The sequence below is a fragment of the Spirochaetae bacterium HGW-Spirochaetae-1 genome, assembly GCA_002839375.1.
Lineage (GTDB): Bacteria > Spirochaetota > UBA4802 > UBA4802 > UBA5550 > PGXY01.
The window spans coordinates 230,279-255,125 of the sequence record PGXY01000002.1 but is presented as its reverse complement, the minus strand read 5'-3'; the positions used below and the strand labels follow the sequence as shown (position 1 = coordinate 255,125).

The window sequence follows — 24,847 nt, the reverse complement described above, 5'->3', positions numbered from 1 at the left end:
CTAACTCCTGGACTTATTTTCTTTCTATAACCTTGTCAATGATCCCATATTCTACGGCATCCTGAGCTGACATGAAATAATCACGATCCATATCCTTTTCTACTTTTTCCAGCGGTTTACCCGTATGCTTGGAATAAATACCGTTCAACCGCTTTTTAACTTTTATTATTTCCTGGGCATGTATTTCAATATCCGAAGCCTGCCCTTCAAATCCGCCCATGGGCTGATGAATCATTATCCGGGAGTTGGGGAGCGCTGAACGTTTTCCCGCGGCACCGGCATTGAGCAGCAGGGACCCCATTGAGGCGGCCTGGCCTATGCAGATGGTGGCCACATCGGGTTTAATATACTGCATGGTGTCATATATGGCAAGTCCTGAAGTGACTACGCCACCCGGTGAGTTGATGTAAAGATAGATGTCCTTGTCCGGATCATCGGCCTCAAGAAAAAGCATCTGGGCTATTATCAGACTCGAAATATGATCATTGATCTGTTCACCAAGAAAAATAATTCTATCCTTCAGAAGACGTGAATAGATGTCATAGGACCTCTCGCCACGACTCGTTTGCTCAATTACTATTGGTACCAAACTCATAAAAAGAACCTCACTTATTCATTGTCTATACATTAATTCGGCACATACCAGGGAATAGAGGAATTCATTTTTCCGTAAAAACCATTAATTTCCCACATTGTCCTGATAGAACAAATATTTTTAAAGAAGTTACTCTGTGAAAATAAATAGTATCATTAAATACAAATATATATAGCCATTACCGGCAATAATGTTTCACTGTCTGCCACTTATAATATACGGATAATAAGTGGCAGCAGCAATCCATTAATTACTGCTGCCGCACCAGGTCCTGAAGAGATATGGGCTTCAGTTTTTTGATTTTTGCATTGTCATATAAAAAGTCCATGGCCACCTCAAGGATGAGTTCATTTTCAATGTTTTCCCTGGAGTTGTTTTTCTGGATCATTTCCTCAACCTGCTCGGCAGCCATACCGTATCCCTTGGCAAATTTTTCCACAAATTCCTTGAATCTTTCTTCGCTCACGGCAAGATTCTCCTTCCTGACCACCTCGGCCAGCATCAGGGTGGTTTTCACCGATGCCTCGGCCTCGGTCTTGATTTTAGCCCTGAAGTCTTCGGGATTCATTCCCATTATTTCAGCAAAATCATCCATAGGATAGTCGCTGAGATTCTGTGCCGGAATTCCCATTTGATATGCTATTCTATCCTTTGTCTTCTTGTAGATAGCGCTCATTTCGGCATAGACCATGGATTCGGGAATATCAAAGGTACAATTTTTAACTATCGATTCTATAATCTGAGATTTGGATTCCCCCCTGGTCTTGGTGGACACAAAATTATGGATATACTCCGAGGTCTTAGTCTTCATATCGTCCACTGACTCATAGTTGGCTTTTTTAGCCAGGTCATCATCGAGAGGCGGCAATTCCATGGTACTGACCTCTTCAATTTTGACCAGGTATTTGACCTTTTCTCCCGCCAGTTCCTTTATATGATAGTCTTTGGGATATTTGACTTCAACCTCTTTCTCTTCACCGGCCTTCATTCCGACAATTTTCTTGTCCAGGGCTGAATCATCCTTTGTTTTTCCCACAATTATGGAATAATCTTTAAAGTTATCATCCTCTTGAGCCTCATCAACTCTTTTAACCTTGATCTTGGCCAGGTTGCCATTCTCAATGATTCCATTTTCATCCTTTTTAGTCACTGTGGCATACCGTTCACGGATGGAATCTATTTCATCTTTTATATCCTCATCGGTAACATTACAGACCTTTTCGTCGGCGTGAATCTCTTTATAGGTGGCCAATTCTATGGTGGGATATACTTCAATCACTGCTTTGAAGGAAAACGGATCACCTCTTCTGACCGAATCAAAACTGTATGCCGGCTCAGAGATAGGATTGAGGGTTTTTTCAGTTATGGCGTCTACAATAGCGCTTTTCATCAGGTTTTCAGCCACTTCCTGATCGGCATATTCCATATATTTTCTTTCAACCATCTGAATCGGGGCCTTCCCTTTCCGGAATCCGTCTACTTTAGCGTTTTTCTGTATGCCGTCAAAAACAGATTTATACTCTATCTCCACGCGCTCTGCGGGAAGTTCGATTTCCAGTTCTACCCTTGAGTTTTCCAGTTTTTTATCCCGAATATTCAATGTTACTACCTCTATACGTTAATATTGTTAACTGCCGTGAATTCAGGCAGTTCCTTTGCGCACTGCTGTGAGTTTATATGCAGCAGATTCCCCGGTTTCATACACCAAAATAATGTATAGACTCCGTCAGGACAGGTTAAATCTACAGTTACCTGACTTATGCAAACATTCCAGACAGGCTGCATTCATCAAGGTCAGCAGGCTTGCTTATACTGTGTAAAATTTACACATGATTTAAATCCAGCGTCACAGTCAAACATTTTTTCCCCGTTGCCGGCTGTTTTATCGCTGAATTCAGCAGAAGAAAAAGTGCGGTAAAATCATTACCCTCCCGGGTATGGTTTCCCTGATCCACAATGAGTTTTATGCAGATTTATTGATAGGAAATAAAGAGGATATTACCCGCTACGAACCAGCGTAGCCCATCAGAACTTCTCACTCAATACGGCAATCACTTCTTTGCTCAGTTCATCAAGACGATAGGGTTTGACGATGACGGCCCGGAACCCGTATTTCCGGTATTCCGCCATTACCGGATCATTGGAATATCCGCTGGAAACAATGGCCTTCACATGAGGATTGATTTCTTTCAGTTTACCTATTGCCTCTTTACCACCCATGCCTCCCGGAACGGTCACATCCATTATAACCAGGTCATACGGTACCATATTTTTCATGGCTTCAGAGTATTCCCGTAAAACCTCACCCCCGTCCGCAGCAGTCTTCACCTCACAGCCCAGACTCCGAAGCATCTTCTCAGCCACCCGGCGGACTCCCTCTTCATCATCCATGAAGAGAATTTTCCCGCTCTGGAAACAGGCGGCTTCGTCTTCCTGTTTTTTTTCGGCAAGTCTGTCTTTAGTGGCAGGAAGATAAATGGTGAACATCGTCCCCTTGCCCGGTTCGGAATCCACGGTCACGTATCCGTCATGTTTCGTGATTACTGAATATACGACGGAAAGACCAAGTCCGTGCCCCTTCTTCTTCGTGGAAAAATAGGGATCGAATATTCTCGCCTGCAGGTCCCGGGGAATCCCCCCGCCCTGGTCCCGGATTGAAATTTTCAAATAATCACCGGCATAGAGATGGAACTCATTCTGTTCCGGCAGCGATACATTTTCAGCCCGTATCTGCAGAAGCCCGCCTCCCGGCATGGATTGCTTCGCATTGATCACGAGATTCTGTATAACCTGGCTTATCTGCGCCTTGTCCACGACACCGTGCCAGAGATCGTCACTGAATTCATACTGGCATTTCACATTGGAACCGCTCAGACTGAAGATTACCGAGTCAGTGATGATATCTTTTATCTCAGCTGTTTCACGGACGGGCACCCCCCCCCTGGAGAATGTCAACAGCTGGGAGGTGAGATGACGCGCCTGAATTGCCGCTTTTTCCGCATCATTTATGCACTGCATTCTCTCTTCCTGTGTCATCGTCTCCAGTTTTGCCAGGCTTACATTGCCCAGGATCGAAGAGAGAATATTGTTGAAATCATGGGCTATGCCGCCGGCAAGAACACCAAGAGATTCAAGCTGCTGCATCTTGTTCAGTTCCTTTTCTATAAAATCACGCCTGGTAACATCACGAAACACCAGGACCACGCCGATGATTTCACCGTCGATATTTTTAATGGGCGCTGCACTGTCTTCAATGATCCTGGCGATACCGTCCCTGCCGATCAGTTCTATATCCCTCTCGAGGTTTACCGTGTTGCCCGACTTTATCACCAGTTCAACGGGATTAATCGTGAGTCCTGCGCCTCCCCGTGGCTGTATCCTGAATATTTCTATAAAATGCGTTCCCACCGCCTCTTCCTGAGAAAAGCCTGTCAGAACCTCGGCAACCCCGTTTATCAGGGCAACCCTTCCATCCAGGTCAGTGGTAATGACTCCGTCGCCTATGCTGCGTAGCGTAACGGCCAGTTGCTCTTTTTCCTTTTGGAGAGCGATTTCTGCTTCTTTCCTGGCGGTAATATCCCTGAACTCCGTTACCCTGACAACGGCCCCATGATAAGGAATCTGCTTTCCCAGAATTTCCAGATAGTATCGCGTCCCATCCTTTCGCACTCCCATGGCATCATAGGACTCCTCGTACCCGCTCATGATGTTCTTCATAACCATGTCGCGGAAATCCTCGGCGATGAGCAATAAGCCGTTCATACCTATGAGTTCATCATAAGTATATCCCGTGAGGTCGCATAGTCCCTGGTTGCAGTCTATCAGCATTCCCTTGTCATGAATGCCTATACCGCCCGATGATGCCTCATGCAAAACTTTGAAGCGATATTCGCTGTCTTTCAGTTCGTGCTGCGCTTCCAGGAGCTCCTGATTCTGTCGCTCGAAGGCTTCATTGGTAGCTTCCAGTTCCTCCATTGATGCCTGCAGCTGTTCATTCACCTGCTCCATTTCATTTTTCTGACGCATTATCTCATTGGCGTTTTCAATATATCTTTCCAGAGCGTTGATGCTGATCTTATGCACATGAAAGGACACGATGCCGGAAAAAAGAAAACCTATTGTGGCGTCGAGAAGAAACTCGACGGATTCCGCCGGTAATAGTTGTCCCTGCTTCATCATTGAAAATACTATCACATACAGGACCAGGACGTTGACCCCATAATAGAGAATTATTACTTTTCCTCTGCGCACGATTACAAGAGGCGAAAGAGCCAGGATTCCCATGACCAGAAGTACTGAATCCATGCGTGATAATACTTCACCCTTATCCAGAAAAATGGCCATCCAGATACCCGTTAGTATTGAGATAAGGACAAAATGAGCCACAAAAGAAAAATGTCCCCTGTACAGCAGATATATGAAGAGATACATGAGCAGGTGCATAAAAACAAGGGGGATCAGTATGGCCGTATTTTCAGGGTATTCATAGAGAAGATAGAAAAAATAAATAATGGTCACAAAAAGCAGGGCAAAGCATACTCCATAAATCACCTTTACTTTCTGGATGATTATATAATTATTCTTATCATAGTGGACCAGTAATCTTTCGGACAACGATGACATCATTTTCTGTTTCTCTCCGTCTGGATGGCCTTACTATAACAGAAAAAACCAGGATGTAAATAATTTTATTTTCCAGATTTGTTTGAGCTGCAGGGGGGGATAAAAAAAATGCCGTCCTCGATAACCGAAGACGGCATTTTTATTCTTTCTGAGCGGGAAACGGGATTCGAACCCGCGACGTCAACCTTGGCAAGGTTGCACTCTACCACTGAGTTATTCCCGCAAATGTGTTCCCTTTGCGAGCGAAGGGACTTGAACCCCCACGCCTTTCGGCACTAGATCCTAAGTCTAGCGTGTCTGCCAATTCCACCACGCTCGCTGACAGAAAACCAATAACAGTTTGTATGGTAAATATGCAAGTATTTTTTAAAATATTTTTCCGTAAAAATTTGAATGCTATGGGACAGTTATAGGAAGGTAGTTACTATGATCACTCTCCCATCCTCCGTCCCAGATGGTCATCCAGAAATAATATGTTCCATCAGTAAAATGATCCGGAAGAGTTTGCGGCCCCAAAAGATATGTGTAAGCAAAAAGATAATACTTATTATGGAAAATATCATCATCAAGAGTGGATGGGTCCTCTGTTGAGGCATAAATTAAGTACTCTAAATCATCTTCAGCTTCATCAGCACACTCCTGAATCAGGTGGTCCTCCTCAAAAGGGTCACTATAGGACAATGTAAGTTTATAAAACTCCCCTGAAATTGCATATGAAATTTCATCGAAATGGGGGGCACAGGGTTTATAAAACCCGCCCATAACCTTACTGGGATCATTAAAGAAATCCTCGCCAACCGGATCATTGATACATCCTGCCGCAAAAAGCACCAATGCGGCGGCCAAAACCCAGGTCCATATTCCGGTTGAAGTTAAATATTTCTTTACAGATATCATGATGACAATACTCCATGATTGTTATGGATAAAGTCAAACAGAATTGTAATTCCTCTCATGAAGAATGTCATGATTGAAGTTATCTACGAAGACAATCATATTATCGTCGTGGACAAGAAAGCCGGTGTCCTCACCCAGGGCGACAGCTCCGGCAAAACTTCCCTCTATGATCTGGTAAAAGACTATATACGGGTGACATGCGGGAAACCCGGCGAGGTTTTCCTGGGGATTGTACACCGCCTCGACAGGGTGGTTTCCGGTGTTATCGTCTTTGCCCGGACATCCAAGGCGGCCCGGCGACTGCATGATCAGCTCCTTCATAAAAGAACCATAAAAATGTATCTTGCCCTGGTACCTACAGGTCCTGCATTGCCCGAAGAATGGGTAAATCTGGAGCATACCATTCGAACCGACGATGGCAGGTCCGTCATTACCAAAGAAAATGACACTAAAGGGAAAAAAATATCACTCAGGTATATCACCCTTGTCCGGGACAGCACCTATGCCCTGCTTTGCATTCATCTGATTACGGGGAAAAAACACCAGATACGCCTCCAGCTGTCTGAATCGGGTTCACCTATTGTGGGCGACGGACTGTATGGTTCCCGGGAAAAAATGAATGATGCCATTTTCCTGCATTCATATTTTTTAAGGATAAAACATCCGACAAAAGATGAATTTTGCGAATTTATTGCCGAAATCCCCTCAATGTTCCATGAAAAATTAAATATTACCCCCGAAATAGAAAAAATAATTATTGACACGATTCAGAATGAGGCTGCAAAGTACAGCGCTTATACAGATTCATAAATATAGAAAATAATTCTTCAACCAGGATTTAATTTTAATGTGTAAATTTCGTTTTATGTCTATTTTGTTTTTACTTTTTCTGTCTCTGAACGTACAGGCTCTGACCCTCGATGACGCCTTCAATGGTACTATAAAGATCGATTACGAAAAATCATCATCGGATCGTTTCAGCAGGATAAACAGCACCATAGATACCATAACAGCCCGTATTTCGCAGATAAGCACCAGCCTGACCCTGTTTACCACGAGTCTGCTCCATATAACCGGATATTCACAGACTGAACTGGAACAGGACATGGGGTACAAATATCGCAGCTATCAACAGCAGGATTCCAGCATCGATTCTGCCGGGATGTTCATGTTTCTGGGCGCACTGGGGACCTCACTGGTCAACTACCGGTTCGGCTTTGATAATGATATGCTGGCCATCATCCCCGTATTCCCAAAATTAGTTGATGGTCCCAATGGAAGGAGCTTCCTCTCACCTGAAGAAGAACAGTATGACCATCTCCAGTATGGTGTTTATTTCTATTTTTCACAGAATTTCTGAACTTCATTTGCATGTTTTCCATTTGACAGTGAATTACGTATCAATTAATACAGTATTCCCATGCCAACTACCATTGAAACCTACAAAAATCGTCCCACCAGGGCGGAGATATCCCTTTCCCGGCTGAAAAACAATTTTCTCATCGTCAGGTCCCTTATTGGACCGCAGGTACGAATAATGGCCATGATCAAGGCCAATGCCTATGGACATGGCATACTCAAGGTAGCGGAAGAACTGCTCGCACTGGGAGCCGATTACCTGGGTGTGGCCTATCTCGAGGAGGCGGTATACCTGAGAAAATGCGGAATCACTGCACCGATACTGGTCCTGGGCGCCATTAATACTGACCAGATTGCCGATTTTCTTGTCAATGATATTGAAATAACCAGTTCATCCATGGATAAATCCCTGGCCATATCAAAGGAGGCCCTGAAACTGGGAAAAAGGGCTTCCGTACATCTGAAGATTGATACGGGCATGGAGCGTATCGGGGTCCACTGGTATAATGCCGAATCATTCATCATGAACTCCCATGACCTGCCCGGTATTGACATAAAAGGAATATTTTCCCATCTCGCCAAGGCTGAATCGGACCCGGTTTTCACCGGCGAGCAGATTGCCCGTTTCGACAACACCCTGGAAATCCTGGATAAAAAGGATATGCTGCCGGAACTGGTCCACCTGGCCAATTCGGCCGGAATCATAAACAATGCGGCGTCCCATTATACCATGGTGAGGCCCGGCATCATGCTCTACGGGTATGATCCTCACGGCTACCTTCCCCAACGGGAATTCGGGTCGCGCAGGCTTCTCCCTGTCATGACCCTGAAGACAAAAGTATCATATTTCAAGGTGTGTCCCGCCGATACGGGCATCAGCTACAATCATTCTTACCGGACAAAATCCCAGACCCGTATCATCACCCTTCCCATCGGTTACGGTGATGGATACAACCGGCTGCTCTCCAACCGGGGCGAAGTGGTGATCCGGCACAAACACTATCCCGTGGCAGGAACCATCTGCATGGATCAGACCACGGTGGATATCGGCAGCGATGGGACCGCCTATAATGGCGATGATGTGCTCCTTTTTGGCAGCGATGGTTCCGACAGCATCCCCCTGGAATCATTATGCGAGAAGATCCCCACCATTACCTATGAGTTTCTCTGCAATATAAGCTCACGGGTTCCCAGAATTTATATTCCATGAGATTCCATATTAAACTTGACAGATTTTCACTACATTCAGCGTTAATATAGACAATAGATACATTCGAGATAATTTCACCGGATTGCATAATTATGGAGAAAGCAATGGAGATCAAACTTTACGATGCGGATACAATGGAGTATGCCGGGTCCATACTGGTTAATGGGGGTGACTGGGAGTACCGGGATGTTGACCATGAACACCTCATATCCGTCACTAAAGGGATGCCCCTGAAAGCCGTGCTTTCCAACCTGATCATGTTCAATTTCGTATATGACATATTGGAAGGCTGACCAGGGTACGGTTTCCAATTTAAGTATCCCCGGTATTAATATTCCGCAGCCTGTTTTTAAATAGCTACAGAAAAATTTTTATATTGAAAATATAAACTATACGGACTATATTCACGATATCATTAATAAAAGCCAGGTGTCCCATAATGCCCGATGACAATTTAGATTTTGGATCCTTATTCGACGATGAACCCGGGTCCTCAAAAGAACACGAGGAGACCACCGTCCCCGACAATGAACTTTTTACATTTGAAGACGATTTTGTCTCTCACGGTGATGATCCGGTTCCTGTCAGCGAGACTCCGCACCCCCGGAAGCCAATCGAACCCATAGAGAAAAAAAGACGGTCATCCCTGGACTTTGAGCCCGATATGGATGCGCTGCTCCTCACCGCGCAATCATCCATGATAATAGAGGGCACAAAGTACATGGGGCAGAAATTATACTCCCATAAGGCCCTGCCCATCTATACGGAGGCCATCAAGGGAATTGATCTGTATATTAAAATATTGGAAAGAAACCCCAATAACTATCATAAACTGTCAAAAATGATAGTGCAGGATATTGACTGCCGCGAGGTGGAGCGTCTGGCCTTCAGCATATACAAGGCAAAATACAACGAGGCACCGCAAACGGACGACCATAAACTCAGAGCCTATGAACTTTTCAGGGACCGGCTGAAGATCGCTTATTTCAAATCCCTGATAAGCCAGACAATGGCAGGAATTAAAAAATATTTTCTCCTCTCTGGCGGTACCGATACTGAAAAAATAAACAGCCTCATTCAAAACGAAGATATCACCCTTAAATCCGATGTGGCGAGAATCAGCCAGCACACCAATCTCGCCCTGGAGATGCTCAAACATGGAAACGCCGAAATATCCGGTGGAATGAAAGGCAGGGAAATGAACATGTTCATCATCAGATCGAGTGAACTGCTTCAGTATTACTACACGCAGACGGGAAGAACACAGACCGCCGATTATTACAAGAGACTCCATACCACATACAGTAAATACTTCGTCATCAGGGATTAGCGAAGCGGATACACGTCAGACGAAAGCAATGCCTGTTTCGCCGCAGGCAGGCATTCCGTCACCGCAGCATATCCTCTACCGCTTCATATATTACTGCATCGGCCATCATGATCCCGTCCTTTGTAAGACAAACACGCGCGTCCTCCCCCTCCCGGCTTATTGCGACCATCCCTTTCTCTTCAATCTTTTTTAAATTTTCGACAATGACATGAGGAATTTCTTCGTGAAAATAATCCTGGAACATGCTGAAGGTAAATCCGCGGATCATGCGAAGCCCGGTCATGATGAATTCCACCATGGCATCGCTTCGATTCCTCACATCCATCTTTAACGTAAAATTTTTCTTTTCCACGTAGTCATCCAGCGGTGTTTCATTGCAATACCGCTCCCCCCCGACGAAGGAATGGGATCCGGGCCCGAATCCCATGTATGGTTCGAATCTCCAGTACTTCATATTATGCCGTGAATAAAATGCCGGTTTGCAGTAGTTCGATATTTCATAATGTTCATAACCCGCCGCCACAAGACGGGACATGGCGGCCCGGTAGATGTCATATTGAAGATTCTCCATCTCCTCGCCGGCGGTCATGCGCCGTGCCAGGGCAGTATTTTTTTCGACGGAAAGCAGATAGGCCGAGATATGAACCGGGCCATAGCCCACCAGTATATCAAGCTCTTCCAGGAACCCGTCAACGGTCTGTCCCGGTATGCCCGTCATGATATCAAGGCAATGGGAAAAACCGCTGATGCCGAAAAACATATCGAGAAGATCCACGCTGCAGACCCTTCCCGACCTCCCCAGTATGTCGTGCCAGCGTGAATTTATGGTCTGGACGCCCAGGGTTACCCGGTTTACGCCCGCATCCCGGACACATTCCAGGTAGTCGCGTGAAAGATCGTGGGGATTGACCTCAATGGATACCTCGGTACCCGGTGCAATAACGGTATGTCGTCCAATAGTTTCGATGATACGGGATATTTCATCGGGATACAGCAGGGAGGGCGTTCCGCCGCCGAAATAAATTGTATCGACCGTGATGCCCGGTGCCGCTTCCAGGCGGCTCTCTATCTCATTCACAAGGGCGGGAACATAACGGCGTATAGCAGGATAGCTGCCATCGCTTCCCGCATCGGCCGCTACGGAATAAAAACCGCAGTAATCGCATTTCCTTCTGCAAAAAGGGACATGAATATAAAGGCCATAATTCATTTCACACCGGGCATCCCCAGGTAGACGGAATTATTTTTTAGTGGAGTCACCGCCCCGTTCAGACATTCTGCCAGAAGCTCAAGAGAGATATCCGTATTCGAAAAAGACAGAAGATACGATTTAAACATGCCGGTCCTGGTCACCGGGAAGGGATCGCCGCTGCTGACAAGAACACATTCCATGTATTTCCCTCCGGTCATATCCTTCACCATGGCCAGCTCGGCAAAATCAGGTTTATAAATATGATAATAGACAATGACGGGTTTTGATGATTTGCCTATTTTCCTCAGAATTCCCTGCAACCCGGAAATGTTTTCCACGATGAAATCGTTGTTATCCTTTTTCAGGGACCGGCGTAAAACATCGCTTCCCGAAACAAACACCCTTACCGTTTCCTGTCCCGGCTTCAGAAGATCGTCCCTGCCGTAATAATAAAGGGCGTTGCGCGACAGCATCTCGTTTACTTCACCGGCCTTCCCTTCCAGTTTTTTTTCCTTTTCGGAATATTCAACATGGCCCGACACTACCCTGTTCTCTTTAAAGTCCATTATATTATATCGTAATTTTAACTCGATGATTCTCCTCACCGAATCATTTATCCTCTTTTCGTCGATGGCACCTTTCCGGACGGCTTCCATGAGTGCGCTGAAAATTTTTTCCGTATTGACGCCATAAGAACTGATCAGGATTATATCCGAACCGGCCTGTACTGATTTTACCGCGGCCTCACCCAGATCGTATTTTCCTGAGATGGCATTCATCTCCATATCGTCGGTCATGACAACTCCCTCAAATTTCATGTCCCGCCGCAAAACATCGGTGAGAAAAAATGGTGAAATAGTAGCCGAATCGGTATTACCGACAATTTCAGGAAAGGCGATATGCGCTGTCATGACACATTCCAGGCCGGCATCTATGGCTTCGGCGAAGGGGGGAAGCTCAATTCTTTTCAGCCTGTCCATTCCATAATGGATCACCGGCAGGGTGAGATGCGAGTCCTTATTGGTATCTCCATGGCCGGGAAAATGTTTCCCCACGGCGATGCATCGCGATTCCTGGAGCCCCTTAATGTAGGCCCGCCCCATTCCCGCCACCAGTTCCGGATCAGAACCGAAGGAACGTGTATTGATGACGGGATTTTCCGGATTATTGTTTACATCCAATACAGGAGCCAGGTTCATATTTATACCCAGCGCTCTCATTTCCATGCCGAGTATACGTGCCCACTGAAAAACCAGATCCCGGTCTCCACCGACACCGGCGGCCATGTTCCCGGGGAACTGTGTAACTCCCGATGTTATCCTGACGACCCTGCCACCCTCCTGATCAACGGAAACGAATACGGGAATACCGCTGTTTTGCATGGACTTAATCTGTATCTCCCCGGTGAGCGCCGCGATGCCCTTATCGTCGGTGAGATTGTATCCAAAATAAATAACACCTCCGGGAAGAAATTTTTCCAGTATTTTCTCCATATCGGAATTCATGGCTTTTCCTGGAAGGGCCACCATGAGCATCTGCCCGATCTTCTGTTCCATAGACAGTGTACTGATCAGGGCATCGGCCTTTTCAAACATTCTCTTCTTCCCGCATGTCGTGACTATCAAACATAACAACAGTATTATTGGAGTATGGAAAAATATTTTTACTTTTGTTTTTTTCATCTGTATAATTCCTGAGAGTTAGTTAGTATGTAGAAAAAGAATTTGCATGCAATAATAGTAATCGTGTTAATTTCAGCAATCAATAATCCGAATACTGTAATAAAAATGAATTCTGACCGGCCGGTCCCACAAAACCCGAACGGGCGGACAGACAATGTTGACATAAAGACAAAAATATAATATTATTCAATTTTTACTCAATCATCCGGATAATAACTTGACAACGGGAACGTGTTCGGCGGCACTTATGAGTTAATGAATTGAAATTCAATATTAAAATTATAACGGCAATACATTCCGATCTTTTCATATAAATTTTAATTTAGTTATTGATTTTTTGGTGTAAATTATTAGAGTAAGAAACTCGTACTAAAAAATTTAAATTGTAAAATCGATTAACAGGCTCATAAATATCAAAATTGATAAAGGCGACAATCACGACAGCTACGTGTCACTATCTTATGGTTAAGAACGAACGCGAAATAGGTTTTCTGGACAGCTATACGGCAAACACTTCCATAGTTCCCAGTGTAATTGATAGATTGATAAAAGATCTTCAAAAGCTCGGTTACGCCCAGGACGATATAGATGAGATAGTGCTGTCCATGGATGAATCCATCACCAATGCCGTGCAGGAGACATTGAATAAATACCGGCATCGCAATCAAAACAATGATACGCGCGATATCACCATCCGCTACACCATCAACGACAAGGAATTTGATGCCACCATCATCGACCACGGCAAGGGACTTGATATCTTCCACGTCCTTCATGCCGTACCGGACAACATGTCCGACTCCTACCATGACCAGGTAATCATCTACGCCACGGAATCAGAAAAAAGCAAAATTAAAGTCAGAATCAACGGCGAAGAAGTTCCACTGCGTGGAATCGGGGCCGGACTAAAAATAATCCTTCATTTTATGGACGCTGTTACCATTGATCTCATTGACAAAGAAAAAGTGCTGTCCAGCTCTGTTTCAAAACATACCGACGGCACCATCCTGAACATGAAACGAAAAAAAAGATACGGCTGACATTTATTACTGTCTTCAATAAAATACAGAAATCAGGGTTACTGCAAACAGATGAACGCAAAAAAAACCATACTGGCCTTTGACAACCCGGAATTCCTTCGATCCCGCGAAGCGCGGGCCATCAGAATCCTGAGCGAATATTTGGAACCTGAAAAAAGATTCCAGGAAAAAAACATTCTCCACACCGTGGTATTTTTTGGTTCAGCACGATTTACTCCGGAAAATAAATACTATATTGCCGCCGAAGAGCTGGCTTACGAAATGGTCCTTATGGGACGCGAGCTTGAGGAGAAAATTGGCAACGGTTTTTATATCTGTACCGGCGGCGGGCCCGGCATAATGGAAGCAGCCAACAGGGGCGCTCACCGCGCCGGGGAAAAGACCATCGGCCTTAACATCGAACTCCCCAACGAACAAGGATGCAATCCCTTCATCACGCCGGAGCTTAATTTTGAATTTAATTATTTCTTTATGAGAAAATTCTGGTTCCTCTATCACGCAAAAGCTATAATTGTTTTCCCCGGCGGATTCGGTACCCTGGATGAACTTTTTGAATCTCTAACCCTGGTACAAACGAAAAAAATTGAGAAGTTCGATCTTCCTATTCTATTATATGACAGGGATTACTGGAATGATCTGATCAATTTCCCCAAGCTCGTGGAAATGGAACTGATATCACCGGAAGACATGAAGCTCATTCACTTTTTTTCAACCCCGGCCGAGGCTATAAATATATTAAAACCGCGGATGATCAATCTCATGGAGTATATCGAGATTTACCACGAAGTCTGATAAGGCATGAAGGATACTATGCAAAAAAAAATCCTCACCGTTCTCGCAATCCTTTTCATCTCCCTTCCGGCGGCGGCCCGCCGCGACAGGAATAACAGCGGCGAAAACTTCACCAGGCATGGAAATCCAACGTTCGGCTTCAGTATCATGATCCCCCAGTGCTGGAAAAAAACCGAGGCCGATCTTTCCTACAAATATATTCTTCTGTTCCAGAAAGGGACATACACGGAGATAAAGATAAGCGCGATCAAAGCCGGTGATGAACTGCTGCAACAGCAGATAAAATGGGTTGACTGGTATACCAAGGGAATCGGTGCAAGAGCCTTTGAAATTATTGAGACCGGAGAAGTCGCCATAGACCGGGAAACCAAAGGCAAACTTCTGCTTCTCGAATATTCATCCCGGGGCAGAAAAATTATCCAGAGAGTCCTTATTGTCCGCCATAAAAATATACTGCTCACCATTGAGTGCAGCGGCACCGTTGATCAGTTCTACCGATATAGTGAAGTTTTCAATACGGTAATGGGAAGTCTCATATTCTCCGCCCCTTCTGTCCCGGAGGCGGTTGAAAAAAAAGAAACAGTTGAAAAAGTCGTGATTCCTGAAAAGCAAAAAGAAGTAGAGCCTGTAAACAAAAAAGAAGAAACCAGGACCGAAAGCAACGATAAAGTAAAAAAAGAAGATGAAGAAGAGGAAGAAGAAATAGAAGAAGAGTTTACCGATGATACTTCTCAGGAAACAGGAAAATAGCCACTCTATACCCGGCAGAATTATTTATACACCTTCAGCATTACAGATAAAAAAAAAGGCGGGGCTCATATCCTCACCTTTTTTTATGTGCCCAGGGCGGGACTTGAACCCGCACGGACGCAAGGTCCAAGGGATTTTAAGTCCCTTGTGTCTACCATTTCCACCACCTGGGCAGGTATTTGCCTGCTTCCCGAAACCTTCATCGAATATAGTGTCACTCTATGAATACGGGGTGTCTTCTAAAACGGATTTATTTATTGAAAGATAAAATGAGGCGCCGAGCGGATTCGAACCGCTGCATAAAGGTTTTGCAGACCTCTCCCTTAGCCACTTGGGTACGGCGCCGTATAACTGTGTAGAATCAACCATATATTGAACCAATATGCTATTGTCAACTTAAAATATTCACGGTATCTGAATTTTCCTCCTATGCCCTCAGCATACACTGGTATCTCTCATACACCCGCCGCAGGATATATCAGTACCGTTTCATTTTTAAAATTAATTTTTCAGAAATGCTTATAAATATTGACATATTATATTGCCAATTAATAATTGAACCTACTTAATGCCGTTACTGTGAGTTTGTATAAATTGCATTAAGCATCACATATGCTTTTTCCATTTATCTTTTCTTGGGGAAAAAAGGGGAGAAAAGAGACAAGCAACTTCATAACCGGTAATGGCTTAAACAATCTTCAACTTTCTCTACAAAGAAAGACTTTCATAGGAGGTTTTTATGACAAGAAGGATCGAAAAAGTAGCCGTTATAGGCTCTGGTATCATGGGGGGTGGTATTGCCGCTCTCTGTGCTGGTGCTGGGATCCCTACTTTACTCTTGGACATTGTTCCATTTGATCTAAAAGACGAAGAAAAAAATGATCCGAAAGCAAGAAACCGGATCGTCACAGCAGGTCTCGAAGGAGTAAAAAAGGCCAAACCCGGTCTTATATTCGACAAAAAGGCCGACCTTGAGCTTATCAAGTTAGGCAACCTGACTGACGATTTCGACAAACTTGCTGAATGTGATCTGATCTTTGAAGTGGTTGTTGAAAACCTGAAGATCAAACAGGAACTCTTCGGAAGGATCGACAAGATTCGCAAACCTACCGCAATCGTAGCATCAAACACCTCAGGTCTTCCCCTTGCAGCAATGTCGGAAGGAAGAAGCAAAGGCTTCAAAGAAAACTTTCTTATAATGCACTTCTTTAATCCCGTTCGATACATGAAGCTCCTTGAGCTCGTTGCCGGACCCGATACAAAAAAAGATGTATGTGAATTCATCTCCAAATGGGGAGAAAAAGTCCTTGGTAAAGGGATTGTATGGGGCAAAGATACCCCGAACTTCATCGGAAACCGAATCGGCGTTCAACTCATTGCTGAAGCATGGAGTCTCATTAAAGATTCCGACGTAACAGTTCCTGAGGTTGATGCGATGTTCGGACCTGCTTTCGGACTTCCAAAAACAGGTGTTTTCGCTCTTGCCGACATGGTCGGTCTTGACACGATTCACCACCTCTGCGAAAACTCATACGAACTGCTGAAAAATGATGAAAGAAGGGATCTGTATAAAGTTCCCCAGTTCATCAACGATATGATCGCAAAGAAAATGTTCGGTAACAAAACCAAAGACGTCGGTGGATTCTACAAATCAGTACTGGATCCCAAGACTTGGAAAAAATCCAAACTCGTACTCAACCCTAAAACAGGCGAACAGGCAGAGTTTGACAGGAAAGCCATTCCCGCCAACGTTGCAGAGGCTAAAACCAAAACAACTCTGGCAGAAAAACAAAAAGCCGTCCTTGCTGGAGACAGCCCCCAGGCTCAATTCGCATGGAAACTCATCTCCAGTTCAGTATGCTATGCCGCAAACCGTATTCCTGAAATCGCTGACACCATCGTTGAGATTGACAACGCGATGAAATGGGGATATGCATGGGAAGTTGGCCCCTTTGAAATGTGGGACAACGTCGGCCTGGAAGATACTGTTAAGAGAATGAAGGCCGATAAAATTGCTGTACCGGCAAACATCGAAAAGATGCTGGCTTCCGGTGCAAAAACCTTCTACAGAGTACAAAACGGTAAACGTCAGTACTTTGATTTCGCTTCATCACAGTATAAAGATGTGATACTGAGCGACAACATGATTTTCCTTTCAACCCTGAAGGAAGCAGGCAAGGTTGTTAAATCAACTCCTTCAGTTTCACTCATCGACCTTGGCGACGGCGTATTCTGCATGGAATTCACCACCAAGATGAATGCCATCAACGGCGGCATCGTTGATTTCATTCCCGAAGTCGGCGAAATCGTCACCAAAGAAGGTATTGGTCTTGTCATAGGCAACCAGGCTCCTGGTATGCCCGGTGCATTCTCAGCCGGCGGCGACCTTGGCTATATGGGTGAACTTGCCAAGGCAGGAAAATTCGCTGAAATTGACGCTTTTATTGCCAACGTTCACAAAGCCATCTTTGGTCAGAAATATGCTCCGTTCCCGGTAGTTGCCGCTCCTTACGGCATGACGCTGGGCGGCGGTGCTGAAACATGTCTGGCAGCGGACAAAATCGTTGCCCACGTTGAACTCTTCATGGGTCTTGTTGAAATCGGAGCCGGTCTCCTTCCCGCAGGCGGCGGATGTACAAACCTGTGGCGCAAAATGACTGAAAGCAAACCGGGATGCGTAACCATCACGGATATGGCGGACTTCTTCCTGCCCTGCTTCCAGAGCATAGCCATGGCAAAGGTTTCAATGTCAGCCATGGAAGCCCGCAATAACGGCTTCCTGGGCCCCAAAGACAGAATCATCATGAACAAGGACTACCTCATTGGCGAAGCCAAAAAGGAAGTTCTCAGAATGGTTGAAGACGGATACGTTCCTCCGGCAAAAACTCCCATCAGAGTTATGGGTGGTGCGGCCCAGGGTATGGTCGACGCAGAAATGCTTAACATGAAGAGCGGTGGATATATCACTCCCCATATGATGACGATTGCGAAAAAAATCGCATACGTTGTTTCCGGTGGTGATGCACAGCCCGGCAGCTATGTATCGGAAGACTACATGCTGAAACTCGAAAGAGAAGCCTTCGTTGAGCTGTGGAAGACTGAAAATACTCAGAAAATGGCAGCACATATCCTGGCAACAGGAAAGCCGTTGATGATATAACTTATCTTTAATAACGATTTCAGGAGGAATATCAATGAGAGACGTATATATTGTTGAATCAGTAAGAACCCCCGGTTGTCGACGTAACAAGGGTGCTCTTGCACAGACCAGGCCTGAGTCTTTAATTGTTCACGCGCTGCAGCAGCTTATGGTTCGCGCCAAAGTTGAAAAAGCCGCCGTTGAAGACATCATGCTCGGATGCGCATTCCCCGAGGCCGAACAGGGGCTTAACCTCGGTCGGATCGCCGCCCAGATGGCGGGATTCCCCGATGAAACAACAGGAGCAATAGTAAACCGTTTTTGCTCTTCCGGTCTGGAAGCCATAGCTCTTTCAGCGATGAGGATCATGACGGGAATGGCAGATGTTTGCATCGGAGCGGGCTGTGAGTCCATGTCCATAGTACCTATGGGCGGCAACATGCCTCGTCCTCACCCCGAGTGGGCAAAGGAAAATCCCGATGTTTACATTTCAATGGGTATCACGGCGGAAAATGTTGCACGCCGCTACAATATCACCCGTGAAATGCAGGATGAATTCGCATTTCATTCAAACATGAAAGCTGCCGAAGCTCAGAAGAACGGCTATTTTACAGAGATCGTTGAAACACCTGCCGTCAAGTATGTGACACAGAAAGACGGTTCTGTAAAAAAAGAAACCTTCATGCAGAATTTTGATGACGGTGTAAGAGCCGAAACAACAGTTGAAGGACTTGGCAAGCTGAGAGGCGCTTTTTCTACTGCCAACCCAACTATTGCTAACAGCGGAACTGTAACAGCCGGTAACAGCTCACAGACCACTGACGGCGCAGCCGCTACCCTGCTTATGAGCGAAGATGGCCTGAAAAAATACGGCGTAAAACCCGTAGCCAAATTCAAACTCTATGCAGTTGCCGGATGTAAAGCTGACGAAATGGGTGTTGGCCCGAAATATGCCATTCCCAAGCTTCTGAAAATGGCCGGTTTGGACATCAATGATATGATTAAAAACGGCATCTTCGAGCTTAACGAAGCTTTTGCATCACAGGCACTTTATTGCGCACAGGAAATCGGCATTGGAGACAAAAAATACTTCCTGTCCGACAGCAAAGAAAGAATCATAAACGTCAATGGTGGAGCTATTGCTCTCGGTCACCCTCTGGGATGCACCGGCGCAAAACTTGCTGCTACTCTCATTGCCAACATGAAGAGACTTGGTAAGAAATATGGTATCGAGTCCATGTGTATAGGCGGCGGAATGGGCGCAGCTGGTCTTTTTGAACTTGTTGACTAATTGACCATTTCACTATATAAAAAAGGGTGTCCGAAAGGGCGCCCTTTTTTTTTATCTACAGGTTATTCCCGGTATTAACAACAATCCTCTAAATATAAACATATTTTCAGCCGATAATATAATACAGCATATGCAGCTCCCATTATTAATAAAAGACTTGCAAATTAAAGGAGATGGGCCATGATCCACAATAAGAAAGAATTAAACAGATGGAAAATTGATCAGCTGAACTATTTCAAAAAATACTTGGTGACTTTTCAGGTCGATACCAGGGAATATGATCTCATAAAAACAGGAATTGAGCAGCTTGAAAGATCATTGTAATTGATCCATGGGAGACAAGGAAACTTTTTCAGAGAAAACACTGAAGCAAATACGTTCTGACAACCAATCGACAGCAGGAGCCGGAACGCAAAAAATATTGCGCATGGTACTGGTTATAGACGCTATATTTATTGTGATGATCCTGGTTTTTTTCTATTACAAAGAATCGGGTGACAAATATCATTCATCCGCTATGAAGTATGACTATATCTCCCTTCGTTTTTCCAATATAAATAAAAAACAATCGCGTCAAAGCGTTTTGATCCTTAAATCTGACAGCAGGAAATTAAGAGATGAAATGATACCTGGAATCTCTGGAATAGTATTGGAAGCCGGTATTCACTCAATCTCTCCGTGCCTGTATCAACCGAAATCAAATTTATGCATGAGGTATCACAATGAGAGACCGCCCTTCATGGGATGATTATTTTATGAAAATTGCCGAAGATGTGGCAACTCGCTCCACTTGCATACGCCGCAACGTAGGCGCGGTCGTTGTCAAGGATAAAAGAATACTTACTACCGGTTATAACGGCCCGCCCAGCGGCATATCTCACTGCACACCTGAAACCTGTCTGAGAACCAAATTTAATGTCCCTTCAGGAGAAAGACACGAGCTTTGCCGCGGGCTCCATGCGGAACAGAACGCCATAATCCAGGCCGCGTATCATGGCGTTCAGATCAGGAACGGAATCATATATGTTACCCATCAGCCATGCTCCATTTGCACGAAGATGCTCATTAATAGTGGCATCACAAAATTTATATTCAATTCACCCTATGTTGATCCGCTGGCCGATGAAATGGTAAAAGAAGCCGGTATTGAAATGATTGTCTTTCAAAAAAAACCTTCATAAGGCAAGCACAATAAATCATTTAAATAAAACCGGAAATATTTGCAGAACAATTTTATATCTTTTCTGTCTAATAGATAAATGTACATCGGGAATACATCATGTAAATTATATGCAAGGCTGGGAAGACAAATGAAAAATATAATAGTGGGAAAAATATTTCTGATCACCCTGGCTTTATGTGCCGCGCCCTCACATACCGCCTTTTCCCAGGTAGAAGCGAAAAAGAATGATACTTACAAGAAAGCGGTGAAATATTTCTACCAGAAAAAGTTTGAAATGGCTGAAGTCCTTTTCCAGGAGAGCCTGAAACAGGATCCTGAAAATGTTCTGACCTATTCGTACCTGGGCGATATTCTACTCAACAAAAAAAATTATGACGGAGCACTGAATCTCTATAAAAAGGCTCTTGACCTCAAACCCGATATAGCGGAAAATTATTTCCGAATCGGCCAGATATATTATTACAAGAAACTCGGGAACATGGCCATTGAAAATTTTCAGAAAGCCCTTGACGTGGACAGCACGCTGAAATTTTCCCATTATCATATTGGCCTCACCTATCTCATGATTGTCCGCGACAAGGAAAATACAATACGCAGCTGGGAAACCTATCTCCGCGCTGCACCTGAGGACCCCCAGTATGAAAACATACGAAGGGTCATTCAGCTCCTTAAAGATCCAAATTTTATTTTGCCTCCGCCGGGCAGCGAAGTAACCATTGAAGAAGCTCTCCTGCTGGGCGGCGCGACACTGACCACGGCAGAGCACAAAGCCAGTGACAAAAAGGCCGGGAATGAATCGAAAAAAACCAAGAAAAAAGTTGAGGGACTGTACCTCGATGATGAATTATAGAAGGAGGAATTATGTTGAACAATATTGATTCAAAAAAAATTGTAGCTGGAGGGATACTCCTTCTTCTCCTCTTGACGGGAGGATATTTCCTTTTCAAATCGAACGGTATCCCCGAAGTTGAAGACCAGCGCTACAAACAGATTGAGCTCTACATGCAGCTTCTTAAAACCGATCCCACGAACCCGGAATACCTGACAAAAATCGGAACCCTTTACAAGGATGCCGGAGATTTTGATGAAGCAATAGATTATTTCAAAAAAGCCCTGAAGCTCAATCCCAGGGATTATTACGCCCTTAATGAACTTGGCCATGCCTATGCCCTCAAGGGCGATTACGATAATGCCATTAAAACTTTTCAATATGCAAAATCGGTTAAACCGCGTTATCCCAGGGCATACAACAAGCTCGGGAATGTTTACGATAAACAGCTCGAACATACAAAGGCTCTTAAAGAATATAAACAGGCTCAAAAAATAGACCCTGCCGATCCTGACAGCTACTGGAACATTGCCCAGCATCAAATGCGTAAAGGTGACATGAAAGGCGCCATTTCCACCATGGAAAAGGGGGTCAAGGCAAATCCCCGGGAAGCAGAAAATTTTTACAACCTTGGCAATCTCTATCATCAGATAAAAAAATACGATCAAGCCATTGATAATTTCGATAAAGCTATCGCCCTTGATCCCTCAAAATCCAAGTTCTACCGCGGAAAAGGAGAATCCCTCCTGAGGCAGGAAAAAACAGACGAAGCCCTGAATGCTTTCAAAAAAGCCTTCAGTATCAATGAGGCTGATGCAGGTGCGGCGGAGCGCATCGGCGATATTTACGCCAAAGATAAAGATTACGAAAATGCGGCAAAATATTACCGGGCTGCCCTGCAATACAACAGCAGAGACAAGGAGCTGAAAAGAAAATATGCCGATGCCCTGTCCAAACTCAAAAAAGACCGTGCTGTAGCAGTGATTGATTCCGGCAAAGGCGGAACCGACACCTCGGCTGACCGCACGGATGTTTCCGATACATCTTCCGGCGACAACCTCGACAATCAAGGCATACCGGATCAATCGTCGGATATCTCCGATACATCTAAAAAACCGCTCCAAAAAGGTAACAATGTCAAAGAGTCGGCAATCAAATGGAGGGAGCTGGGCGACAAACTGCGGGAGGAAAGAAAATTTGATGACGCTGTCAAGGCTTACCGGAAGGCCGTAGATGTCGATAAAAACGATGATTACTCACACCACTGGCTGGGAAGGATTTACCAGCATAACAAGATGTATGATGATGCTAAAAAATCTTTCCATGATTCGCTTCTGGCTAATCCCAAAAATGCCGAGTCACACTACCGCCTTGGTCTTATTTATTACATGGAAAAAAAATACGATCCCGCGATCAAATCATTCACGCAGGCCATCTACAATCAGCCCAATTTTCCGAAAGCATATTATTCACGGGGCCTTTCTTATATGGCAGTTAAGGATAATACCAGCGCCATCAAGGACAACAAAAAAGCCATTGAACAGGACCCGAAGATGGATCGGGCCTATTTCAACCTGGGCAACATCTACCTGGAGGCGAAAAATTATCCTACCGCTTTACAGTACTTCACCAAGGACCTGGAATTGCGGCCTGACAACCCTGATACGAACTTCAAGCTGGCCGAGACGTATCATGAAATGAAGTCATACAACAACGCCCAGCAATTTTACAATAAAACCCTCACCCTGGATCCCCAGTACTACCAGGCCGTTTTCAACAGCGGACTTATCCTTAACGCCAAGAAGGAATACAACGAGGCTATAGCCCTCTTTAACCGCTCGGCCGAAATAAAACCCAATGATTACGCCTCATATTACCAGATCGGGAAAGCCTACGAAGCCCTGGACAATGATGACAGCGCCATACAGAATTATTCCAAGGCAATCTCAATCAATCCCTCTTACACCATGGCATACATCAACCTGGGAGAACTGTATGCGAAAAACAAGCTCTTTGACAAAGCCATTGAACAGTACCGTAACGCGACGTCGAACAATCCCCGTTCGTTCGAGGCTCATTTCAACCTGGCCAACGCGTATCGTGAATCAAAAATGTATGAAGATGCAATAGAGGAATACAAAACATGCCTGAGTATACAGCCCACGGATTCCAAGTCGCACTTTTTCCTCGGCCTTGCCTACAGGGATAAGGGTAATTACCAGGAAGCCGTTAAATCCTTAGAGAAATCGGTACAGCTCAACAAAAACCTCTATGAAGCTCATGAAGAGATGGGTATGATATATTACCGACAACTGAAGGATAATCAGAAAGCCATTTTTCACTTCGAAAAACTTCTCACAATGCAGCCCAATCATCCCAAAGCTGACCAGATTCAGAATATCATCAATCTGATGAAGGGAAAACAATGAAAAAAGGAATTACCATTATAACACAGCTGGCCATATGGGCAGCTGTGGCATTTATCTCCTGCTCATCGGCGCCGATAAATGATGAATCAATGAATAATTTTACCCACAGGGGATTCATCAATGATGACTGTTTTCAGACAGTGATAACCGAATCGCCCGACAAGGATACAGGCGGGCTGGTTGAACAAAGGGAGAGCGCCTTCCTCAAGGCAAAGGTCGGATGTCCGGAAACGGCCATAAACGATCTGGTGGAATATATCTGCGCAAAAAATATTCATGCGGATAAACCGGGAGAAAATCAGCCGGCGATAAACCCGGTGCCTGCACGGCAAAAAATCGAGGCCTCGGTCCGCAGATATATCCAATACGGATATATAGCCGAGGAATACTACAGGGAAGACTATTCCGTTGTCCTCGTATACCGCATCAGGAAATCGGGCCTGAGACGTGACATTGATTCTATCGAATGCAAATAGTCGCAAACCAGATGATACATATCACATTTT

The 24,847-nt window shown here is 44.8% G+C and carries 22 protein-coding genes and 4 tRNA genes; 14 read left to right on the top strand and 12 right to left on the bottom strand.

What is annotated here, in order from left to right; genetic code table 11:
• Positions 1–13 precede the first annotated feature (13 nt).
• The 6 genes from clpP to CVV44_03110 all read right to left on the bottom strand — a co-directional run bounded on the left by clpP (position 14) and on the right by CVV44_03110 (position 6,115).
• On the bottom strand, positions 14–595 hold the full coding sequence (gene clpP / locus CVV44_03135; GenBank protein ID PKL40609.1) for an ATP-dependent Clp endopeptidase, proteolytic subunit ClpP: 582 nt from the start codon (positions 593–595) through the stop codon (positions 14–16).
• Positions 596–845: 250 nt separating this feature from the next.
• The gene (gene tig / locus CVV44_03130; GenBank protein PKL40608.1) at positions 846–2,210 is read right to left on the bottom strand and encodes a trigger factor; all 1,365 of its coding nucleotides are present in this window, start codon (positions 2,208–2,210) and stop codon (positions 846–848) included.
• A gap of 410 nt (positions 2,211–2,620) precedes the next feature.
• Positions 2,621–5,221, bottom strand: a complete 2,601-nt coding sequence (locus CVV44_03125; GenBank protein PKL40607.1) for a hybrid sensor histidine kinase/response regulator — start codon at positions 5,219–5,221, stop codon at positions 2,621–2,623.
• A gap of 148 nt (positions 5,222–5,369) precedes the next feature.
• Positions 5,370–5,441: transfer RNA gene (locus tag CVV44_03120), tRNA-Gly, on the bottom strand.
• 14 nt (positions 5,442–5,455) lie between these two features.
• Positions 5,456–5,537: transfer RNA gene (locus CVV44_03115), tRNA-Leu, on the bottom strand.
• Between the two features lie 77 nt (positions 5,538–5,614).
• Complete coding sequence (locus tag CVV44_03110) at positions 5,615–6,115, bottom strand: hypothetical protein (GenBank protein PKL40606.1); 501 nt, start codon at positions 6,113–6,115, stop codon at positions 5,615–5,617.
• 57 nt (positions 6,116–6,172) lie between these two features.
• Between CVV44_03110 and CVV44_03105 the strand changes: the two genes are divergently transcribed.
• The 5 genes from CVV44_03105 (at position 6,173) to CVV44_03085 (ending at position 10,014) form a co-directional block, all read left to right on the top strand.
• Positions 6,173–6,925 carry an RNA pseudouridine synthase gene (locus tag CVV44_03105; GenBank protein ID PKL40605.1) on the top strand — a complete coding sequence of 251 codons (753 nt, stop codon included), beginning with the start codon at positions 6,173–6,175 and terminating at the stop codon, positions 6,923–6,925.
• Between the two features lie 55 nt (positions 6,926–6,980).
• Positions 6,981–7,475: a hypothetical protein gene (locus tag CVV44_03100; protein ID PKL40604.1), complete on the top strand. Its 495-nt coding sequence runs from the start codon at positions 6,981–6,983 to the stop codon at positions 7,473–7,475.
• A gap of 60 nt (positions 7,476–7,535) precedes the next feature.
• Positions 7,536–8,684: an alanine racemase gene (gene alr, locus CVV44_03095; GenBank protein PKL40603.1), complete on the top strand. Its 1,149-nt coding sequence runs from the start codon at positions 7,536–7,538 to the stop codon at positions 8,682–8,684.
• A 92-nt stretch (positions 8,685–8,776) separates the two neighbouring features.
• On the top strand, positions 8,777–8,977 hold the full coding sequence (locus CVV44_03090) for a hypothetical protein (protein PKL40602.1): 201 nt from the start codon (positions 8,777–8,779) through the stop codon (positions 8,975–8,977).
• A 146-nt stretch (positions 8,978–9,123) separates the two neighbouring features.
• Complete coding sequence (locus tag CVV44_03085; GenBank protein ID PKL40601.1) at positions 9,124–10,014, top strand: hypothetical protein; 891 nt, start codon at positions 9,124–9,126, stop codon at positions 10,012–10,014.
• A gap of 58 nt (positions 10,015–10,072) precedes the next feature.
• Here the strand turns inward: CVV44_03085 and CVV44_03080 are convergent, their stop codons facing one another.
• The gene (locus CVV44_03080) at positions 10,073–11,224 is read right to left on the bottom strand and encodes a hypothetical protein (GenBank protein PKL40600.1); all 1,152 of its coding nucleotides are present in this window, start codon (positions 11,222–11,224) and stop codon (positions 10,073–10,075) included.
• Positions 11,221–12,888 (bottom strand): beta-N-acetylhexosaminidase, encoded by a 1,668-nt coding sequence (locus CVV44_03075; protein PKL40599.1) that lies wholly within the window; start codon positions 12,886–12,888, stop codon positions 11,221–11,223. Before CVV44_03075 ends, CVV44_03080 begins: the two co-directional genes overlap by 4 nt.
• Positions 12,889–13,349: 461 nt before the next feature.
• Between CVV44_03075 and CVV44_03070 the strand changes: the two genes are divergently transcribed.
• Together CVV44_03070 and CVV44_03065 are read left to right on the top strand one after the other, a co-directional pair.
• On the top strand, positions 13,350–13,928 hold the full coding sequence (locus tag CVV44_03070) for a hypothetical protein (protein ID PKL40598.1): 579 nt from the start codon (positions 13,350–13,352) through the stop codon (positions 13,926–13,928).
• 51 nt (positions 13,929–13,979) lie between these two features.
• Positions 13,980–14,720, top strand: a complete 741-nt coding sequence (locus CVV44_03065; GenBank protein PKL40597.1) for a TIGR00730 family Rossman fold protein — start codon at positions 13,980–13,982, stop codon at positions 14,718–14,720.
• Here the strand turns inward: CVV44_03065 and CVV44_03060 are convergent.
• The 4 genes from CVV44_03060 to CVV44_03045 form a co-directional block, all read right to left on the bottom strand.
• Positions 14,664–14,993, bottom strand: a complete 330-nt coding sequence (locus CVV44_03060; GenBank protein PKL40596.1) for a hypothetical protein — start codon at positions 14,991–14,993, stop codon at positions 14,664–14,666. The genes CVV44_03065 and CVV44_03060 overlap by 57 nt on opposite strands.
• 123 nt (positions 14,994–15,116) lie before the next feature.
• Positions 15,117–15,332, bottom strand: a complete 216-nt coding sequence (locus tag CVV44_03055) for a hypothetical protein (protein ID PKL40595.1) — start codon at positions 15,330–15,332, stop codon at positions 15,117–15,119.
• 226 nt (positions 15,333–15,558) lie between these two features.
• Positions 15,559–15,643: transfer RNA gene (locus tag CVV44_03050), tRNA-Leu, on the bottom strand.
• Between the two features lie 99 nt (positions 15,644–15,742).
• Positions 15,743–15,815: transfer RNA gene (locus CVV44_03045), tRNA-Cys, on the bottom strand.
• Positions 15,816–16,209: 394 nt separating this feature from the next.
• On the opposite strand from CVV44_03045, the gene CVV44_03040 reads away from it, so the two are divergent.
• From CVV44_03040 to CVV44_03010, 7 genes are all read left to right on the top strand, one after another.
• Positions 16,210–18,630: a 3-hydroxyacyl-CoA dehydrogenase gene (locus CVV44_03040; GenBank protein PKL40594.1), complete on the top strand. Its 2,421-nt coding sequence runs from the start codon at positions 16,210–16,212 to the stop codon at positions 18,628–18,630.
• A 34-nt stretch (positions 18,631–18,664) separates the two neighbouring features.
• The gene (locus tag CVV44_03035; protein PKL40593.1) at positions 18,665–19,900 is read left to right on the top strand and encodes an acetyl-CoA C-acyltransferase; all 1,236 of its coding nucleotides are present in this window, start codon (positions 18,665–18,667) and stop codon (positions 19,898–19,900) included.
• A 331-nt stretch (positions 19,901–20,231) separates the two neighbouring features.
• The gene (locus CVV44_03030) at positions 20,232–20,648 is read left to right on the top strand and encodes a hypothetical protein (GenBank protein PKL40592.1); all 417 of its coding nucleotides are present in this window, start codon (positions 20,232–20,234) and stop codon (positions 20,646–20,648) included.
• A complete protein-coding gene (locus CVV44_03025; protein ID PKL40591.1) occupies positions 20,623–21,081 on the top strand; it encodes a cytidine deaminase in 459 nt (152 codons plus the stop codon). Before CVV44_03030 ends, CVV44_03025 begins: the two co-directional genes overlap by 26 nt.
• A 78-nt stretch (positions 21,082–21,159) precedes the next feature.
• The gene (locus CVV44_03020) at positions 21,160–21,933 is read left to right on the top strand and encodes a hypothetical protein (protein ID PKL40590.1); all 774 of its coding nucleotides are present in this window, start codon (positions 21,160–21,162) and stop codon (positions 21,931–21,933) included.
• 11 nt (positions 21,934–21,944) lie between these two features.
• Positions 21,945–24,341, top strand: coding sequence for a hypothetical protein (locus CVV44_03015; GenBank protein ID PKL40589.1), 2,397 nt, complete (start codon positions 21,945–21,947; stop codon positions 24,339–24,341).
• On the top strand, positions 24,338–24,817 hold the full coding sequence (locus tag CVV44_03010) for a hypothetical protein (GenBank protein PKL40588.1): 480 nt from the start codon (positions 24,338–24,340) through the stop codon (positions 24,815–24,817). The genes CVV44_03015 and CVV44_03010 overlap by 4 nt, the downstream gene beginning before the upstream one ends.
• The last annotated feature ends 30 nt before the right edge of the window (positions 24,818–24,847 follow it).

What these genes read in the sequence shown, in the direction of transcription:
- clpP (PKL40609.1), bottom strand. Translation starts at nt 595, where the DNA reads ATGAGTTTGGTACCAATAGTAATTGAGCAAACGAGTCGTGGCGAGAGG.
- CVV44_03125 (PKL40607.1), bottom strand. Translation starts at nt 5,221, where the DNA reads ATGATGTCATCGTTGTCCGAAAGATTACTGGTCCACTATGATAAGAAT.
- CVV44_03110 (PKL40606.1), bottom strand. Translation starts at nt 6,115, where the DNA reads ATGATATCTGTAAAGAAATATTTAACTTCAACCGGAATATGGACCTGG.
- CVV44_03105 (PKL40605.1), top strand. Translation starts at nt 6,173, where the DNA reads ATGAAGAATGTCATGATTGAAGTTATCTACGAAGACAATCATATTATC.
- CVV44_03100 (PKL40604.1), top strand. Translation starts at nt 6,981, where the DNA reads ATGTCTATTTTGTTTTTACTTTTTCTGTCTCTGAACGTACAGGCTCTG.
- alr (PKL40603.1), top strand. Translation starts at nt 7,536, where the DNA reads ATGCCAACTACCATTGAAACCTACAAAAATCGTCCCACCAGGGCGGAG.
- CVV44_03090 (PKL40602.1), top strand. Translation starts at nt 8,777, where the DNA reads ATGGAGAAAGCAATGGAGATCAAACTTTACGATGCGGATACAATGGAG.
- CVV44_03085 (PKL40601.1), top strand. Translation starts at nt 9,124, where the DNA reads ATGCCCGATGACAATTTAGATTTTGGATCCTTATTCGACGATGAACCC.
- CVV44_03080 (PKL40600.1), bottom strand. Translation starts at nt 11,224, where the DNA reads ATGAATTATGGCCTTTATATTCATGTCCCTTTTTGCAGAAGGAAATGC.
- CVV44_03075 (PKL40599.1), bottom strand. Translation starts at nt 12,888, where the DNA reads ATGAAAAAAACAAAAGTAAAAATATTTTTCCATACTCCAATAATACTG.
- CVV44_03070 (PKL40598.1), top strand. Translation starts at nt 13,350, where the DNA reads ATGGTTAAGAACGAACGCGAAATAGGTTTTCTGGACAGCTATACGGCA.
- CVV44_03065 (PKL40597.1), top strand. Translation starts at nt 13,980, where the DNA reads ATGAACGCAAAAAAAACCATACTGGCCTTTGACAACCCGGAATTCCTT.
- CVV44_03040 (PKL40594.1), top strand. Translation starts at nt 16,210, where the DNA reads ATGACAAGAAGGATCGAAAAAGTAGCCGTTATAGGCTCTGGTATCATG.
- CVV44_03035 (PKL40593.1), top strand. Translation starts at nt 18,665, where the DNA reads ATGAGAGACGTATATATTGTTGAATCAGTAAGAACCCCCGGTTGTCGA.
- CVV44_03030 (PKL40592.1), top strand. Translation starts at nt 20,232, where the DNA reads ATGGGAGACAAGGAAACTTTTTCAGAGAAAACACTGAAGCAAATACGT.
- CVV44_03025 (PKL40591.1), top strand. Translation starts at nt 20,623, where the DNA reads ATGAGAGACCGCCCTTCATGGGATGATTATTTTATGAAAATTGCCGAA.
- CVV44_03020 (PKL40590.1), top strand. Translation starts at nt 21,160, where the DNA reads ATGTACATCGGGAATACATCATGTAAATTATATGCAAGGCTGGGAAGA.
- CVV44_03015 (PKL40589.1), top strand. Translation starts at nt 21,945, where the DNA reads ATGTTGAACAATATTGATTCAAAAAAAATTGTAGCTGGAGGGATACTC.
- CVV44_03010 (PKL40588.1), top strand. Translation starts at nt 24,338, where the DNA reads ATGAAAAAAGGAATTACCATTATAACACAGCTGGCCATATGGGCAGCT.